The sequence below is a fragment of the Citrobacter meridianamericanus genome (assembly GCF_041320245.1).
In the GTDB taxonomy this organism is placed as follows: Bacteria; Pseudomonadota; Gammaproteobacteria; order Enterobacterales; family Enterobacteriaceae; genus Citrobacter; species Citrobacter meridianamericanus.
The window spans coordinates 4,069,579-4,087,124 of sequence record NZ_CP101036.1 but is presented as its reverse complement, the minus strand read 5'-3'; the positions used below and the strand labels follow the sequence as shown (position 1 = coordinate 4,087,124).

The 17,546-nt window shown below is 49.4% G+C and carries 14 protein-coding genes; 4 read left to right on the top strand and 10 right to left on the bottom strand.

What is annotated here, in order from left to right:
- Positions 1-3 precede the first annotated feature (3 nt).
- The 3 genes from araJ to sbcD form a co-directional block, all read right to left on the bottom strand.
- Entirely contained in the window at positions 4-1,176 is a 1,173-nt protein-coding gene (gene araJ, locus NMD08_RS20010) for an MFS transporter AraJ (protein ID WP_187253030.1), read from the bottom strand.
- A gap of 192 nt (positions 1,177-1,368) precedes the next feature.
- Positions 1,369-4,512, bottom strand: a complete 3,144-nt coding sequence (sbcC, locus tag NMD08_RS20005) for an exonuclease subunit SbcC (RefSeq protein ID WP_370618876.1) — start codon at positions 4,510-4,512, stop codon at positions 1,369-1,371.
- Positions 4,509-5,711 carry an exonuclease subunit SbcD gene (gene sbcD, locus NMD08_RS20000; protein ID WP_151218599.1) on the bottom strand — a complete coding sequence of 401 codons (1,203 nt, stop codon included), beginning with the start codon at positions 5,709-5,711 and terminating at the stop codon, positions 4,509-4,511. The genes sbcC and sbcD overlap by 4 nt, the downstream gene beginning before the upstream one ends.
- A 194-nt stretch (positions 5,712-5,905) precedes the next feature.
- On the opposite strand from sbcD, the gene phoB reads away from it, so the two are divergent.
- From phoB to proY, 4 genes are all read left to right on the top strand, one after another.
- Positions 5,906-6,595, top strand: coding sequence for a phosphate response regulator transcription factor PhoB (gene phoB, locus NMD08_RS19995; RefSeq protein WP_151218600.1), 690 nt, complete (start codon positions 5,906-5,908; stop codon positions 6,593-6,595).
- Positions 6,596-6,645: 50 nt separating this feature from the next.
- Positions 6,646-7,941: a phosphate regulon sensor histidine kinase PhoR gene (gene phoR, locus NMD08_RS19990; protein WP_187252930.1), complete on the top strand. Its 1,296-nt coding sequence runs from the start codon at positions 6,646-6,648 to the stop codon at positions 7,939-7,941.
- Between the two features lie 405 nt (positions 7,942-8,346).
- Positions 8,347-9,666 carry a branched-chain amino acid transporter carrier protein BrnQ gene (brnQ, locus tag NMD08_RS19985; protein ID WP_016152017.1) on the top strand — a complete coding sequence of 440 codons (1,320 nt, stop codon included), beginning with the start codon at positions 8,347-8,349 and terminating at the stop codon, positions 9,664-9,666.
- 81 nt (positions 9,667-9,747) lie between these two features.
- Positions 9,748-11,121 (top strand): proline-specific permease ProY, encoded by a 1,374-nt coding sequence (proY, locus tag NMD08_RS19980; RefSeq protein WP_151218601.1) that lies wholly within the window; start codon positions 9,748-9,750, stop codon positions 11,119-11,121.
- A 151-nt stretch (positions 11,122-11,272) separates the two neighbouring features.
- Here the strand turns inward: proY and NMD08_RS19975 are convergent, their stop codons facing one another.
- The 7 genes from NMD08_RS19975 to NMD08_RS19945 all read right to left on the bottom strand — a co-directional run bounded on the left by NMD08_RS19975 (position 11,273) and on the right by NMD08_RS19945 (position 17,494).
- Entirely contained in the window at positions 11,273-11,620 is a 348-nt protein-coding gene (locus tag NMD08_RS19975; protein ID WP_370618874.1) for a hypothetical protein, read from the bottom strand.
- A gap of 977 nt (positions 11,621-12,597) precedes the next feature.
- Positions 12,598-12,813 carry a hypothetical protein gene (locus NMD08_RS19970; protein ID WP_370618872.1) on the bottom strand — a complete coding sequence of 72 codons (216 nt, stop codon included), beginning with the start codon at positions 12,811-12,813 and terminating at the stop codon, positions 12,598-12,600.
- A gap of 38 nt (positions 12,814-12,851) precedes the next feature.
- Positions 12,852-13,007, bottom strand: coding sequence for a hypothetical protein (locus NMD08_RS19965; protein WP_370618870.1), 156 nt, complete (start codon positions 13,005-13,007; stop codon positions 12,852-12,854).
- Between the two features lie 10 nt (positions 13,008-13,017).
- A complete protein-coding gene (locus tag NMD08_RS19960; RefSeq protein ID WP_370618868.1) occupies positions 13,018-14,079 on the bottom strand; it encodes a type II secretion system protein GspD in 1,062 nt (353 codons plus the stop codon).
- A gap of 121 nt (positions 14,080-14,200) precedes the next feature.
- Positions 14,201-15,472, bottom strand: a complete 1,272-nt coding sequence (locus NMD08_RS19955) for a zonular occludens toxin domain-containing protein (protein ID WP_370618866.1) — start codon at positions 15,470-15,472, stop codon at positions 14,201-14,203.
- 7 nt (positions 15,473-15,479) lie between these two features.
- Positions 15,480-15,902, bottom strand: coding sequence for a hypothetical protein (locus NMD08_RS19950; RefSeq protein ID WP_370618278.1), 423 nt, complete (start codon positions 15,900-15,902; stop codon positions 15,480-15,482).
- Positions 15,902-17,494, bottom strand: coding sequence for a hypothetical protein (locus NMD08_RS19945; protein ID WP_370618864.1), 1,593 nt, complete (start codon positions 17,492-17,494; stop codon positions 15,902-15,904). The genes NMD08_RS19950 and NMD08_RS19945 overlap by 1 nt, the downstream gene beginning before the upstream one ends.
- Positions 17,495-17,546 lie beyond the last annotated feature (52 nt).

Here is a 17,546-nt window from a genome sequence, read left to right as displayed (position 1 = left end):
TTTCTATGTCGCGGGTGCAACCTGTTGTTGCACGCCGCGCTTCAGGCGACCATAGAGCAGCAGCGACGACATCGCAGAAAACGACAGCAGTGCCGCCGGCAGCGTCACGTAGTTGTAGGCAAATCCCAGCGTCAGCATCATGCCCCCGCAGTACGCGCCAATCGCGCTGCCGAGATTAAAGGCAATTTGCCCCCCAGCAGCACCCAGTAGCTCGCCCCCTTTAGCATTTTGCAGCAGCAAAATTTGCAGCGGTGCCGACAGGGCAAACAGACCCGCGCAGCAAATGAAAGCGAAGGTCAGCGACGCGGCTTTGATCCCGCCAAAAGCAAAGAGCAACAGCAAAGCCAGCACAATGACGAAGTCGGTTATTACCGCAATTCGCAGCGGCGTATAGCGGCCAGACAACCTACCGCTTAGCAGATTTCCCAACACCATTCCCAATCCCACCAGCATCATGATGAAAGTCATTAGCGCCTCGGGGAAGCCGGAGATGTACATCATGTACGGTTTGACGTAGCTGAACCAGGCGAAAACCCCGGCGTTACCAAACATGGTGGCGGAAAAGATGAGCCACGGGGCGGGGTTTTTTAAGAAGTGAAATTGCTCGCGCAGTTTCCCTTTTGCTTCATCGCTGATGTTGGGTACCCAAAACGCGACCGAGACTATCACCGCGATATTAAAAACGGCGATCAGCAGAAACGTGTAGCGCCAGCTAAATTCCTGACTCAACCAGGTGCCAACGGGAATGCCAATCAGATTAGCAACGGTCATTCCCGAAATCATGCCCGCGACGGCGGCGGTGACTTTTCCCGGACGAGCCAGCTTCGACAGGATAATAGCGCCAACGCCAAAAAATGCGCCATGTGGGAAGCCGGAAACCAGCCTGCCCACCGCCAGCATAAAATACGAGGAAGAGAGGGTGAAGATGGCGTTGCCAATTACGCACAGTGTGACCAGAAACAGCAAAATATGCTTGAGCGAAAAGCGATTGGAAAAGAGCGCAATAATGGGCGCGCCCAGCACCACGCCAAAGGCGTAAAACGAAATCATATGGCCAGCGGCAGGAATGGAAATTCCCACGTCCCGCGCCAGCTCAGTGAGGACACCCATGATACCAAACTCGGCCATGCCCAGCCCAAATGTTCCCAACGCTAAAGAGAAAATGACTTTTTTCATACCACCTGCCAACAAGAAAGACGCAGGATTTGCGCCATAGCGGCGAACGTTCGCTGCCAATCGGGATAGCTTGCGGATAAGCGAAGTGGAATGCCATTTCATATCCGTCCCTGAGTATGCAATATTGTGCTACATAGCGTGCTGGATAGCGCTGGCGCTTATCCAGCCTGTGAAATCATATCCGCGGGTCGATTACTCCACCGCAAACATCTTGTCGAGCTTGCTGTAGCCCAGTCCGTTGATTTTTTTAACTTTGATTTGCACCGGTATACGTTCTTTCATCGCTTCAACGTGGCTGATGACGCCAATAGTCTTGCCGGTGGCGTTGAGTGCATCCAGCGCGTCAAGAGCGGTATCCAGCGTTTCGCTATCCAGCGTGCCGAAACCTTCGTCGAGGAACAGGGAGTCAATTCGCGTTTTGTGGCTTACCAGATCGGACAACGCCAGCGCCAGCGCCAGACTGACGAGGAAGCTCTCACCGCCTGAAAGCGTACGCGTGTCACGTACCGCATCGGCCTGCCAGGTATCTACCACTTCCAGCTCCAGCGCTTCGCTGGTCTTGCGCTGCAACAGATAGCGGCCGTGAAGACGGGTTAGCTGGTTGTTGGCAAGCCAGACCAGATTATCCAGCGTTAGCCCCTGGGCGAACTTGCGGAATTTATCCCCCTCTTTTGAGCCGATCAGGGCATTCAGATAGCCCCAGTCTTCGACCTGTTGTGCGACCCTTTCAATCTCCAGCATCAGCGTCTGCTGCTGTTGGCGGTTGTCTGCATCCTGTTTGAGCTGCTGGCAAATTTCACCCTGACGCGTAGTGTTATCCCGTAACTGCTGGGTGAGCTGCGCCAGCGCGTCGTGCAGATGCTGCGCCGTCAGCGTGAGCTCCACTTCTGTTGGTTGCTGCTGTTGATGAGCCGCCAGCGCTTGCTGAGCCTGATTAAGCAGCGTTTTCGCCTGCTGTCGCTGGCCTTCCAGTGATTGCTTTAACTGCTCCAGGCGGTTAAAGGTCTCTTCGTCCAGCAGGGCGGCAATAAAGGCTTCGCGATCGGCAAAGATGCTGGCCTGCAATGCGGCATCAAACTGTGCCTGGATTTCCGCAGCGCGCTGAACGTCCTGCGCCTCCTGCTGTTGCAACGTTTGCCACTGTCCCTGTAAAGAGAGGCAATCGTCGTGCACCTGCCGCCAGTTTTCCAGCGACAGATCCTCAGTGCTTTCAGATAGCGCCTCGGTTTCTGGCAGCGTTTCCAGCAGCGGAGCAAGCTGGGCTATTTGGGCCTGTAAAGCGGCCAGTTCGTTCTGGCGCTGTTGCCAAATTTGCGCTTCATTCGCCCGTTCGCTCAGCCATGAGGCGACGTCATCCTCGGCAGGCAGGACAAGACCATGGCGTGCCAGCTCGGTGCTTAGCGTCGCCTGTCGCTGGTCAATATGTTGCTGGAGCTGAGTAATCTGTTCCGTATGCGCGGTGATTTGCGCCTGCAAGGTATGACGCAGGCTCAGCTGGTGAAGCTGCTGCTCGTGTTCTTCCTGAGCGGCAAGCCATGGGACGATATCATCCTGAGGTTGCAGCGTTATGTTGAGGCTGGCGGTGACTGTCTGCCATTCCAAAGTAAGCGCTTGCTCCTCCTGAGAAAGCGTCTGTACTTCGCGTTCATCTCGCTGAAGCTGCTGAGTTATTGCTTCGAGCTGACCGCGTAGCGTTGACCCTTCATCGGCCAGCGCCTTGACCTCTTTTTCCAGTGCTTCACGTCGCGTCTGATTCACGCTCAGTTCGAGCGTGTGATAGCGTTCAATTGCCGGATGAGCGGTCGAGCCGCAAAGCGGGCAAGGCATGCCGGATTGCAACAATGCCCGTTGGCTTTCCAGATCTTTGATGCGGGCTTCTTGCTCGCAAATGACTCTCACATCAGTAAGTTGCTGATTTTTATCTTTATAGCGCTGACGTTTTTCGGCTAATACCACGTTACGTTGCGTCAGCTCTTGCTGACGCTGCACAAGCGTGGTGCGTAACTGCGCCAGTTGCTTTTGCTTCGGTGCAATTTGCCCGTGCAGATTGCTCAACCGCTGGCGTAATGGGCGAAGCTGCGCATGCTGCGCCAGCGCCGTCGCTACCTCTTGCGGCGAAAGAGTCAGCGAGGGTTGCGTCAGAGCATCGAGCTTGCGCGTATCGTTCTCCCGTAGCTGCTGCCACTGGCGCAGTTGGGTTCTGGCGTCGGACTGCTGGGCCAGAAGCGCTTTCCATCCTGCCAGTTCGCTACTCCATAAGCGGAAGTTTTCATGCTCCTTCAGCCAGTCGGTTAACGTTTGTTGTCCGGCGAGCATGGCGGCTGACTGCGTTTGCGCCTGCTGACGAATACGACCGCGCAGCGCTAAGCTGCTTTGTAAGCGAGCATTTACTTCCTGAATCTTCTGTCTTGTGCGGTCAATAGTAGCCGTTTGTTCCTGGATTCGCTCCCAGTGCGGACGTAACGCTCTGGCTGGCAGTGCCAGGCTCAGTACTGCCAGCTGCGGCTGCGCATCTTCTTGCGCCTGAAGCACTGCCTGTAATGCCTGCTGGTGACGGTTTAAATCCGCCTGTAGCTCATTTTGCCGAATGAGCCAGTTGAGGTGCTGTTGCTGGGCTTGCTGGCTGGTAAGGTATTGTTTTTCTTCGTCAGTAAGTGCCTGCAAACTTTCCGTCAGGGACTGTACCTGCTCTGGCGCTAACAGCGCCACGCCGCTGGCCTGGGCCTGCAGTTTTTCCAGCTCCGTGCGCGCTGATTTGTGCTTTTCAAATACCATCGCCGAAATCTGTCCGTAGATCTCGGTGCCGGTCAGCTCTTCCAGCAGTTCGGCGCGCTCTTTCGGTTTGGCATTGAGAAATGCGGCAAACTGCCCCTGTGACAGCAGCATCGAGCGGGTAAAACGGCCGTAATCCAGCCCGGTAAGCTCGGCGGTCATCTCCAGTTTGTCTTTGACTTTATCGGCGAGGATTTTTCCGTCGGCGCAGCGGGCCAGCTCTACGCGCGGAACCTGCAGATTGCCCTCTGGCTGATTACGCGCCCGGTTCTGGCTCCAGAATGCGCGGTAGGCTTCGCCTCGCACCTCAAATTCCACCTCGGCCAGACACTCTGCGGTGTCGCGGGTCATCAGGTCGTTTTGCGACTGTGACACGGTATTCAGGCGCGGCGTTTCGTGGTACAGCGCAAGGCAAATTGCGTCCAGCAGGGTGGTTTTTCCCGCACCCGTGGGCCCGGTGATGGCGAACAGCCCGTTGCTGGCAAAAGGTTCTGCCGTAAAATCGACTTTCCATTCTCCCTTCAGGGAGTTGAGATTTTTCAGGCGCAGGCTGAGTATTTTCATGCTTCAGCCTCCCCCGCAAGCGTCTGTACGGTTGCGCTAAACAGCTGATTAAGCCGCTCGCGCTGCGGTTCTTCGAGTTCTTCCAGCGCCAGGCGGCGGTCAAAAACCTCCGCCACGCTCAGCTCGCTTAATGTTTCACGACGTTCATTGGCCATAATACGTTCGCGCTGTTCCCGACTGCGGCGCACCAGTAACACCTCTACCGGTAAATCTTCGGTCAAGGCCTGGATTTTACGCTGCATATCATGCAGATAGTCATCGGTGGTAATTTCAATATCCAGCCACACCGGCGGCTCTTGCTGTACGTTGCGCCACTGTTCAAGCTGGGCGGTTATGGCGGCTAGATCGCCTTTCAGTACCGCAAGTTGCTGCGTGATCGGTACGGTGATATTTTCAACGGCGCTGAGTTTCCCGGCATCAAAGCTCACCAGATGCACGCATTTGTTTTTGCCGCACTCGTCAAAACTGAGCGCAATCGGCGAGCCGCAGTAGCGAATATGCTCTGTGCCACCAATAACCTGCGCCCGGTGAATATGGCCCAGCGCGATGTAGTCCGCCGGAGGGAAGTTTTGCGCCGGGAAGGCGTCCAGCGTACCGATATAAATCTCACGGACGGCGTCACTTTTACTGGCGCCGACAGTGGTCAAATGCCCGGTCGCAATGATGGGCAGATTCTGGTCACCACGTAGCGTGCAGGCGTCCTGATACTGCTGCTGGTAATAGTCGGTGATGGCTGACAGCAAATGCTGCTGTTTCTCTTGTCCGGTCAGCCCCGCCTGGCTGGTTATGATGTCGCGCGGACGTAAGAAAGGAACCGGGCACAGGATCGCCCCCGGCGTGCCGTCACGTTGCAGTAGAACCTGCGGCGCATGACCGGCGCTGGCAACGACTGTGGTGTTGAGAAACGCCAGAATATCGCGGGACTCATTGAGTGTGGCGACGGAGTCGTGGTTGCCTGCCAGTACCACCAGATGACAGCCGGTTTGCTGCAGATTAACGACAAAACGGTTATACAGCTCACGGGCATAGCTTGGCGGTGAGCCGGTATCAAAAATATCGCCTGCCACAATAATGGCATCCACCTGATGGGATTGTGCCGTTTCCAGCAGCCAGTCGAGAAAGGCCTGATGTTCAGCGGCGCGGCTCTTGCTGTAGAAATTTTGGCCCAGATGCCAGTCAGACGTGTGAAGGATGCGCATAAGAGTTCCATGACGATAAAACAATGGCGGGGATTATAACCCTGCATGGGAGAGAATATCTTGTCTCCGGGCTGTCATAATTCAATGGCCTGCGTTAAACCTGGATGATCTTTTCATAAATCTGTCATAAATCTGACGCATAATGACGCCGTATTGATACTGATGATGACAAGCAACTAATAACAGGGCAAATCATGGCGAGACGTATTCTGGTCGTAGAAGATGAAGCTCCAATTCGTGAAATGGTCTGCTTCGTGCTCGAGCAAAACGGTTTTCAACCCGTAGAAGCCGAAGACTATGACAGTGCTGTGAACCAACTCAATGAACCCTGGCCGGACCTCGTCCTGCTTGACTGGATGCTTCCCGGTGGCTCGGGTCTACAGTTTATTAAACATCTCAAGCGTGAAGCGATGACGCGGGACATCCCGGTGATGATGCTGACGGCGAGGGGAGAAGAGGAAGACCGCGTTCGTGGTCTGGAAACCGGCGCGGATGACTATATTACCAAACCGTTTTCTCCTAAGGAGCTGGTGGCGCGTATTAAAGCTGTTTTGCGTCGTATTTCGCCGATGGCAGTGGAAGAGGTTATTGAGATGCAGGGGCTAAGCCTTGATCCCACCTCGCATCGCGTGATGACTGGTGATGATCCGCTGGATATGGGGCCGACCGAATTCAAGCTGTTGCACTTCTTTATGACTCACCCAGAGCGTGTCTACAGCCGCGAGCAACTCCTCAATCATGTCTGGGGAACCAATGTATACGTGGAAGACCGGACTGTCGATGTGCATATCCGCCGCTTACGTAAGGCGCTGGAGCACAGCGGACACGATCGTATGGTGCAGACGGTTCGCGGAACGGGATATCGTTTTTCGACCCGCTTCTGACTGACAAGAATCAGGGCCTGAAGGATTAGGCCGTTTAGGGAGTAAGGCGTTTGCTAGAACGATTGTCATGGAAAAGGTTGGTACTGGAGCTGATCCTGTGCTGCATACCGGCATTTATCCTTAGTGCTTTTTTTGGTTACCTGCCCTGGTTTTTACTGGCGTCGGTAACGGGCCTGCTTATCTGGCATTTCTGGAATTTATTACGTTTGTCCTGGTGGCTATGGGTCGACAGAAGTATGACGCCCCCGCCGGGGCGCGGCAGTTGGGAACCGCTGCTGCATGGGCTGCATCAAATGCAGTTGCGCAACAAAAAACGTCGTCGTGAACTGGGTAATCTGATTAAGCGCTTTCGCAGCGGGGCGGAATCGCTACCCGACGCAGTGGTGCTAACCACCGAAGAAGGCGGTATTTTCTGGTGTAACGGACTGGCTCAGCAGGTTCTTGGACTGCGCTGGCCGGACGATAGCGGGCAAAATATTCTTAACCTGCTGCGCTACCCGGAATTCACACAATATTTGAAAACGCGCGATTTTAGCCGGCCCATCAATCTGGTGCTCAATACCGGACGGCATCTGGAAATTCGCGTAATGCCCTATACCGATAAGCAATTGCTGATGGTGGCGCGCGACGTTACCCAGATGCATCAACTGGAAGGTTCACGACGTAACTTTTTCGCCAATGCCAGCCATGAACTGCGTACCCCGCTGACGGTGCTGCAAGGCTATCTGGAAATGATGCAGGAGCATCCGTTAGAAGGGACAACGCGCGAAAAAGCGCTGCATACCATGCGTGAACAAACGTACCGGATGGAAGGGTTAGTGAAGCAACTGCTAACGCTGTCAAAAATTGAGGCTGCGCCAGCGCTGCAATTGAATGAGAAGGTCGATGTGCCCATGATGCTGCGCGTGGTTGAGCACGAAGCGCAAACGCTGAGCCAGCACAAACATACGTTTACTTTTGATGTTGATAACAGCCTGAATGTGCGGGGTAACGAGGAGCAGTTGCGTAGCGCTATCTCGAATCTCGTCTATAACGCGGTGAACCATACGCCTGCGGGAACGCACATTACCGTACGCTGGCAGCATGTGCCTTCGGGGGCGGAATTTTGTGTGGAAGACAACGGTCCAGGCATTGCCGCCGAGCATATTCCACGCCTGACCGAGCGTTTTTATCGCGTAGACAAGGCGCGATCGCGGCAAACGGGCGGGAGCGGACTCGGGCTGGCCATCGTGAAGCATGCCTTGCATCATCACGACAGCCGTTTGAATATCGATAGCGAACCCGGCAAAGGGACGCGATTTAGTTTCGTGATCCCGGAACGTTTAATTGCCAAAAATAACGGTTAAGGCGTATTCGTAAGATAATCTTTCCAAAAGCCAGCGTAAGCTGGCTTTTTCTATATGGTCAATATAAGTATCCTGAATTTTACGACGTTTGGTTGTTTTTTGTTCGAACTATTACCCATACCTTTTTCCATGAAATGGTGTTTTGTGCTAACCCTATTTTTCATATCGCTATATTGTTCTGGTTTTTGGATCCCACCTTGCTTTAAAACGTTATAAGCGTTTAAATTGCGCTCCAGGTGCTGTCATACCGACTGCATTTACGCGGTAAATCGAAAAACTATTCTTCGCCGCGCCAGGTCGGGAGTGTTTCCCGCTGGAATTGAGCAAAAATGCCGCTGTATTGTCCCCCAGGGAAAGGCAAAAATTTACTATTTTCAACACCACATCCACAGGCAGTAAGACTTTATGACCCATCAGTTAAAATCGCGCGATATTATCGCTTTGGGATTTATGACATTTGCACTGTTCGTTGGTGCAGGTAACATTATCTTCCCCCCAATGGTTGGTTTGCAGGCAGGTGAACACGTCTGGACTGCGGCTTTTGGCTTTTTGATTACCGCCGTGGGTCTGCCGGTGCTTACCGTTGTCGCACTGGCGAAAGTCGGTGGCGGTGTGGACCGACTGAGCACGCCTATTGGTAAAGTCGCTGGACTGCTGCTGGCGACCGTTTGCTATCTGGCTGTTGGGCCGTTATTTGCTACCCCGCGTACCGCGACGGTCTCTTTCGAAGTCGGGATTGCACCGCTGACCGGTGACTCCGCACTGCCACTGCTTATCTACAGCGTGGTCTACTTCGCGATTGTGATTCTGGTTTCGCTGTATCCCGGCAAACTGCTGGATACGGTGGGTAATTTCCTGGCTCCGCTGAAAATTCTGGCGCTGGTGGTTCTGTCTGTCGCCGCAATCGTCTGGCCAGCAGGTCCGATCAGCAATGCGATGGAAGCCTATCAAACTGCGGCGTTTTCTAATGGCTTCGTGAACGGGTATCTGACCATGGATACGCTGGGCGCGATGGTCTTTGGTATTGTTATCGTTAACGCCGCTCGCTCGCGTGGCGTTACAGAAGCGCGTCTGCTGACCCGTTACACCGTTTGGGCGGGTTTGATGGCGGGCGTGGGCTTAACGCTGTTGTATCTCGCGCTGTTCCGTCTGGGTTCAGATAGCGCGATTCTGGTCGATCAGTCTGCTAACGGCGCGGCAATTCTGCATGCGTATGTTCAGCATACCTTCGGTGGTGCAGGGAGTTTCCTGCTGGCGGCGCTGATTTTTATCGCCTGTCTGGTCACCGCGGTTGGCCTGACCTGCGCATGCGCAGAGTTCTTTGCCCAGTATGTTCCACTGTCTTATCGTACGCTGGTATTCATCCTCGGCGGCTTCTCGATGGTGGTGTCTAACCTGGGACTGAGCCATCTGATTCAGATCTCTATTCCAGTGCTGACGGCCATCTATCCGCCATGTATCGCACTGGTTGTATTAAGTTTTACCCGCTCCTGGTGGCATAATTCTTCCCGCGTCATTGCACCTGCGATGTTTATCAGCCTGATTTTTGGTATCCTTGATGGCATTAAAGCTTCTGCAATTGGCGACGTGTTACCAGCCTGGACCCAGCGTTTACCGCTGGCGGAGCAGGGGCTGGCGTGGTTGATGCCAACAGTCGTGATGGTGGTCCTGGCCGTTATCTGGGATCGCGCGGCGGGTCGACAAGTGACCTCCAGCGCACACTAATATCACTGACAATAAGTTTTAACCACGGGGCTATTAACATGGCCCCGTGGTTTTTTTATTGTGTTAACAGGTTAGGAATCGATGGAAAGTAATAACAAGCTAAAGCGTGGGCTGAGCACCCGGCACATTCGCTTTATGGCATTAGGTTCAGCAATTGGTACCGGGCTGTTCTACGGCTCGGCCGATGCCATCAAAATGGCGGGGCCAAGCGTGTTGCTGGCCTACATTATCGGCGGCGTAGCGGCGTATATTATTATGCGCGCGCTGGGCGAAATGTCAGTTCATAACCCGGCTGCCAGCTCTTTCTCGCGCTATGCGCAGGAAAACCTCGGACCGCTGGCAGGCTACATCACCGGCTGGACCTACTGTTTTGAAATCCTGATTGTCGCCATTGCCGATGTGACCGCCTTTGGTATTTACATGGGCGTCTGGTTCCCGGCGGTACCGCATTGGATATGGGTACTCAGCGTGGTGCTGATTATCTGCGCCATCAACCTGATGAGCGTGAAGGTGTTTGGCGAGCTGGAGTTCTGGTTCTCGTTCTTTAAAGTTGCCACCATTATCATCATGATTGTCGCCGGGTTCGGCATCATTATTTGGGGGATTGGCAACGGCGGGCAGCCAACCGGGATCCATAATCTGTGGAGTAACGGTGGTTTCTTCAGCAACGGCTGGCTCGGCATGGTGATGTCGCTACAAATGGTGATGTTCGCCTACGGCGGGATTGAGATTATCGGTATTACCGCAGGCGAAGCCAAAGACCCGGAAAAATCTATTCCGCGCGCCATCAATTCTGTACCGATGCGCATCCTCGTGTTTTACGTGGGGACACTGTTCGTCATTATGTCGATTTACCCGTGGAACCAGGTCGGTACCGACGGTAGTCCATTCGTTCTGACATTCCAGCATATGGGGATTACTTTTGCCGCCGGGATCCTCAACTTTGTCGTCCTGACCGCATCGCTGTCGGCGATCAACTCTGACGTCTTCGGTGTGGGTCGTATGCTGCATGGTATGGCGGAGCAGGGCAGCGCCCCGAAAATGTTTGCCAAAACGTCGCGTCGTGGCGTGCCGTGGGTCACGGTGATGGTGATGACCATTGCGCTGTTGTTTGCGGTGTATCTTAATTACATCATGCCGGAAAATGTCTTCCTGGTGATCGCCTCTCTGGCAACTTTCGCAACTGTTTGGGTGTGGATTATGATCCTGCTCTCACAAATTGCTTTCCGTCGTCGTCTGCCGCCGGAAGAGGTCAAAGCGCTGAAATTTAAAGTGCCGGGTGGGGTGGTTACGACCGTTATTGGCCTGATTTTCCTGGTCTTTATCATCGGGCTCATCGGCTACCATCCGGATACTCGCATTTCGCTGTACGTTGGCTTTGCATGGATTGTCCTGCTGCTGGCTGGGTGGGTTTTCAAACGCCGTCGCGAGCGTCAACTGGCTGAAGCGCAGTAATATTTTTGCCGGGTAGCCTGTCGTTACCCGGCAATTTTCTCCTCCCCCAAGCTCCTCCCCCAATAAACGTTAAGATGAGGAGTGATCCTGCACTTCGCTATGGCAAGGTGACGTCATTATCATCAAAGCAACTATGTTAAATGTCGAAAAATCAATAATTCTTGAGAATCTGATCGCAATTGTACATTTCAGACATTTCCAAATTATTCTTTTTCCAATAAATACAGTTTTCAATTTGATACTGAATAAAAACACCTTCATTATTTTCCATAAGTTGATCGCAATTATACTTTTTAGGAATTTCTATACCTTTATTCTGCCAGTGCTTACAATTATCCATCTGATTTATAATAGAAAGCCTGTCATGAACCTCTTTTTGCTCGTTCATCGATGGCCCAGAAAAACACGATAAAGCTCTTTCATTTTCTAGGCATTCAGCAAGCACATTGACTGAAATACATAATGCAAAAAGTGGTGCAATTCGAAATACTTCAAACATTATCGGAATCCCTTAACCGAAGAAAATACCCCACGTTACAACAGTCGAAAAATAAACTGAAAAACATAATGCTATAAGTGTCATAAATCGGAATATGCTAAAAAACTTGCACAAGTGAGTGTCTCAAAAATTTAGGGGAAGCCGCATAGAAGTACTAAGTTAACCCCCGTATTACAGACACGGGGGTTTCTCTTGGCTGAGCAAAGCCCAAAACACAATCGCCCAGCAACTACACGTAAGAGCCCTTATTAACCCCGCATCCTTTACGCTTCCTCGCCCGTTCGCTCACTTCGTTCGGTCTCTTGGCTGCGGCGAGCGTTGCGTTCTCCCACTCTCCGGATGAAAGTCATTGCCGAACTGGAGGGCCGACGACCGACACGAACGTGAAAGCCGGTGCTTAACCTCGCCTGTGAGAAAAACTGCTTTGCAGGGAGAAAGGCCCACGGACAGAGAATGGATCGGGAGAGGATCAAGAGGACATTTAGAAATGGCCGAGGTGCACACAATGAAGTTATGTTAAAGATGCCGCTGCTCGTGTAACTCATTGTCACAGCGGCATTTTAAACATAACGAGTCGTACATTATGCACACCACGGCTTAGAACCACGAAAATAGGCTCTCCGGGCAACTCAGTCACCGCCAGTTCTGGCAGTGCATAACGATAACGGACATCATATATTCATTTATTTGTTTGTTTATTTGTTTGTTTATTTGTTTGTTGTGCTGGCAATTTTATTCAGAAATCCAGAACAAAAAAAATCACCACTCATTTTCACTAAGATAATGATTTATAAGAAATAACTCAGTGCCAGTGATTCTGCTGCAGCGCGACCGGCTACGGAATTTTCAACCCCGGTTGCACAAACTTTTTGATGTTCCGTTACGTGAAATTTCACGTAACCACACCGCCGTATTACGTCATTTTTTCACGTAAGCGCGCGGGCCATCACCGACGAACGCCGCGCACTGGAGTGCTGCTATGGTAAAAGCGATAACAAATCAATGATACTCAGGATCAAGTCATCAAATACCGGCTTTTTATAGATGCACAAATAAACCGGAAAAAACACACCGACCAAAAAGCCCGTTCCAAACCAGCCTGGCAAAAGAAACCGCATGATCCGTTTATACATACACCTTCCTGTCACATCGTGCTGTTTTGTGTGCAGGAGCTGCCCGCCTTCAGCTTTCACTCCCGCACTCATTATATGCACAATGCAACAGCAAAAAATCACTCTTCCCGGATATCGAGAAAATCATGGTAATCCGGCGTGCCAACATAAAGCACCTCATAATCATCACCGCGCCATCGATCACACTCATCGCTGTAATCACCACGACAGAGCCATGACCCATCAGGCCAGACGAAAATATCATCGTAATCCATGCCCCACCCCTCAGACCTTTTTAGCCTGGATGACGATTAACAAATCTGTACTTTGCTTCTGGTCTGATTTTGTTGACCATGATTTTGGCAGAAACGATAACCCTGTATTCTGCTCACCATCTTTATTCTCAGCCAGTCCCGATAAAACAATAATATCCCCGTTCTTCATATTTACATTGGTGACAATCTGCCTTGTCGTGAACGTCGGCGAGTTATTAACGCCCGTAGTCGTTTCGGCATAGTCGCTTAATTGCTGGTCTATTTTCATCGATACCAGATCGCGCGTTATTAATGGCCTGACTTTGAAATCAACACCCGTATTACGGTAGACAATTGACTGTACAGGCGTACCGTTCTCATACGTCAGAGATCCGACCGTGGGCACACTGGCACCAACAGAAAATGATGACTCCTGACCTGACACCACCCGCAGCCGTGGCGAACTGACCAGCGAAAACCGGTTATCTGTACGGAACAACTCATATAACGCATCAAATGACGGGCCATTAAACTGAATAAAATTACCGTAACCCTGTTTTGACCCTATTCCGATACTGAAGCGGTCATTGAGTAATTTAGACGCCAGCACAAGGCCGGAACCGTTTTTTTCATTGGTCTGTACTTCAAATACAAACGCCGATACAAGCACCTGCTCAGCTCTGACGTCTATTTCATCCAGAAGTTTTTCTATCTGCTCTATATTTCGCTTAGTACCACGATAAACAAACGTATCGCCGGATGTACTCATGAATGGTTGTTCAGCGCTGGAAATCTGTACCCCGTCAGCACCTGCATTAGCCACGCTCTGGGTGAATGACGTCCCCAGCGCCTGGGCCAGATAAGGCACATCACGATAGCGCGGCGTATAGGTATAGGTGTAAAAACGTGGTGGAGAAATAACAGGTTTATAGGTGTAGAGATAATCAATACCCTTTTTCTGAACCACTTTAACATTCATGTTTTCCAGATAACGAAGAATAAACTCCCGTTCATCATTATCAGGATGAATATGCAAAGTTAACATCCTCGCATCCTGCGTCAGTTCTGGCGACAGCATAAAGGGACGTTTCAAAATCTGATTCCATAAAACGGAAACAGCCTCAGGGAATTTCATTGTATTAACTTCAAAATCAGTACCCGCTGCGGATACCTGACAGCACAAACAAAATAAAGAAAAAGGAAGAAGTCGCATATTATTTACCCTGCTGGAAAATAGATGAAGTAGCATTGCTGACACCGGAATTAAGTTGTTCAGCCATATCAGGCTGATTAACTGAATTACCGGAAGAACCGGAAGAACCGGAATAAAACGTAACAAGCTCATTACCTATAACAAGTTGCGTAAAACGCCCCTTATATTGCTGGTCAGATTCATGATAACGAATATTGCCCGCATTATCTGTCAGTATGAAATAACGTTCAGTATCAGAAGAGACCAGATAACCGGACAACCGCCACTTTGACGAAAGAACGGGTAAAGCCGGTGTGGCAGGAACAACACCCGCAGCGGGAACAGCCGTGGAAGATGACGACTGAAATGATTCAGAAGAATGAGAACTTTTATTATCAGAGCCAAAATAAGACGACCAAATCAGATAACAAAGATAACCTAAAACAAGTAAAACAGAAAACTTTATAATCAGTGAAAAACACCCTTTCTCCTTAACTGGCTTTTCCGATGGTTTCGAATCAGAAATAACCTCAGTTTGTTTAACCGGAGTTATATTGCCTGACATAATCACCCCAGGAATAAGAGAATAAGACGAACGCATATCAATAAAATCATTGCCAACAAGCTCACCTCCGTCAGTAAATTTATAATCCGTGTCATAGCATGGATAAAAATGTTTAGCGCGAAATGTCAGAGAGTTAAAAGGTTTATCATGTTGCCCCTTCTTTTTATAGTAAAAACGGGCCTGTACAAGATGAGGCAGAATTGATTTTTTAGATTTATTAATGCCATAATCTTTCGGTCTGGTCATTTCCATAAAAGAAGAAATAAACGGTATGCGGATATGATCAAGACGATTAAGAATAACAAGATTCTCTATCAGTGCTTCCCTGACCTGAGAATCAAGCATATCAGGGTGTTGTACCAGCAAATAAACATCCCAATGATGTTTACGGGCATGAATCAACCATTCAAGAATTTTCTTTCTGTCAGAGTCCCGATAATCGCGGGAATTAAGAAAACTTGCACATTCATCCAGAATAAGAACACCAAATTTATCTTTATAGGCGTCAGGTGAACCCATACCCAATGCATTAAGGTCTGATGAACGAACATTACAAGGTAAAACGGTGATTGATTTAGACGAACGAGAGCCAAGATGTTCAGTATAAAAAGGATAGTTAGCCGCACATTTAACCTCACTATCACCGTCATTATAATATAATGACATAATATAAGCGCCAAATATGCCCTTTCCTGCTCCTAATTCCCCCTGCGTGACATAAATAGCCATATAACACCTATTTTTTAAAGAACGGTAAAGAGAATGGAGAAGTGGTAATTCTTAACAGTTCCCTTGAATAAATCACAAGAAAATGAACACCTAAAACAGCAGCCTGAGCAGAAACAATTATACTTATATATTGAGTCAGGTTAACAGGTAAAAGACTCATAAAACAAAGCCAGATATCACCAGAGAAAGAACCCGTATTCAGCAAATCATAAAGATATCCGTTAGCCATATCCAGAAGAGATTTAACAGCCACACCAACAACACTGACAAATACGGTTAAGAATAAAATATGACCAGATGTAAGATTGAATAAAGAATAAAAAAACAATCCCGCACCAACTGAAATAAGCCGTGTAAATTGTGAAATCACCCAGGCTAAGGAAGTACGAAATAAAAATGAAAGAACGTTAACAAGCGCAACATACCACATTATTTAACCCTCTGTAATCCACGAACGACAATGAAATATACAGCAACCGCTGTCATGATTTTAAAAATCCATGTAATAAAGCCTCTTAAATTTTTGTCATACCATATACAAAAATCATTAAGTACAATCGTTTTTTTTAGTGTTTTGTTATCAACAAGGCCGAGAGTAATATCAAATGATAATGGGCGACATACCCCCGTTATGCCAACAAGGGTATTATTAATATCATCTATATTTAATGACATATCAGGGATTTGATTTTTTAACGCATCTAATGATGATTTAAAAGAAGGAACGGAAGAATTAAAACTTTCCTCTATATTATCGAGATACCCATTTGTTGTATTAGTGAGGTCTGAAAAATCAAGATTTGAATCATCAAATTCAGGTGTTTTATCATTAAAAACCAGGCTGTCTTTAAAGGAACGATGAAAGGCTTTAACCTCGGCAAGTAAGTCGCCGTCGCCATCAGTATTCCCGCCACCGGAGCCGTTACCGCCAGAACCATTCCCACCACCTGAGCCGTCGCCGCCGCCGCCGCCTCCGGAGCCGTCGCCGCCGCCGTTGCCGCCGCCAGAACCGCCGCCGGAACCACCACCGGAACCACCACCGGAACCACCGCCAGAACCGCCACCGGAACCACCGCCAGAGCCACCGCCAGAGCCACCGCCGTCGCCAGAATCGCCACCGTTGTCGGAATCACCGCCATCAGGTTCTTCAGGTTCCACCTCAGATTTAAGAACAATTTGTGTGCTGTATCCGTAAACAGCAGGGTCTACAGATTTAAGTGCAAATAAAGGATTTAAACGACATGAATTTAAGTACTTATCATAATTTTTGAGGACATCACCAGGAGCTGCACCGGGAACAGAGCAGATATAAAACTTTCCGATCTCTGGATCTGAAAGCTCAAAGGGTGACATTGTTTTTTTAATTTCCACGTAGTGAAACAGGCTAAGTAAATCGTTTCTGCTATAAGAGGAATAATTAGAAAGATAATCAGGCAAAGAACGCTGGAAATTATCTCCATTAACATCAGGGTATGGCGCTAAAGGAATAGTTGAATTAAAAGCATCAAAAGATACAGGTGTAACAGCATCACGCACAACCCCTTTAATATAAGGCTGGAAGTTTTTAGAAAGCTTTACTTTTTGAATAAATGGGAAGTAATTATTTTTCTCAGTTGAGCCAATTGATTTAGCGTTTATAGAATAAAAACAATGGTTACTTGCTGAATATGTATAATCAGAAGTTTGCCCATTGCGTTTAACGTTATCTAAAACAAATTGCTCATCTTTGAGGATGTTATAAGAAGAACAAAAATTTGTTTGTGGGTTGAAACTTTCAGCATCATCAGATGGCAAATTACGATGCCATATGCCCGTTGCACGCTTTGTTTCTTCATCAATAACACAATTAAAACAAATATACTCTTTGCCGAAAAAAGTAGTCTTATAAAACCCATCCGGCCTTTTGACAGCTAAATCCATCCCTCCTTCATATATAACAGGGTGTGTATCAGGATTAACTTCAGTATCGGCAGCATGCCCAGAAAGGGAAAATAAAGAGAGGATAAGAAAAAGGATTTTCATAATGTGAATCTCAATAAAAACGCCCCCTGTAAAGAGGGCGTGAGTATATTAA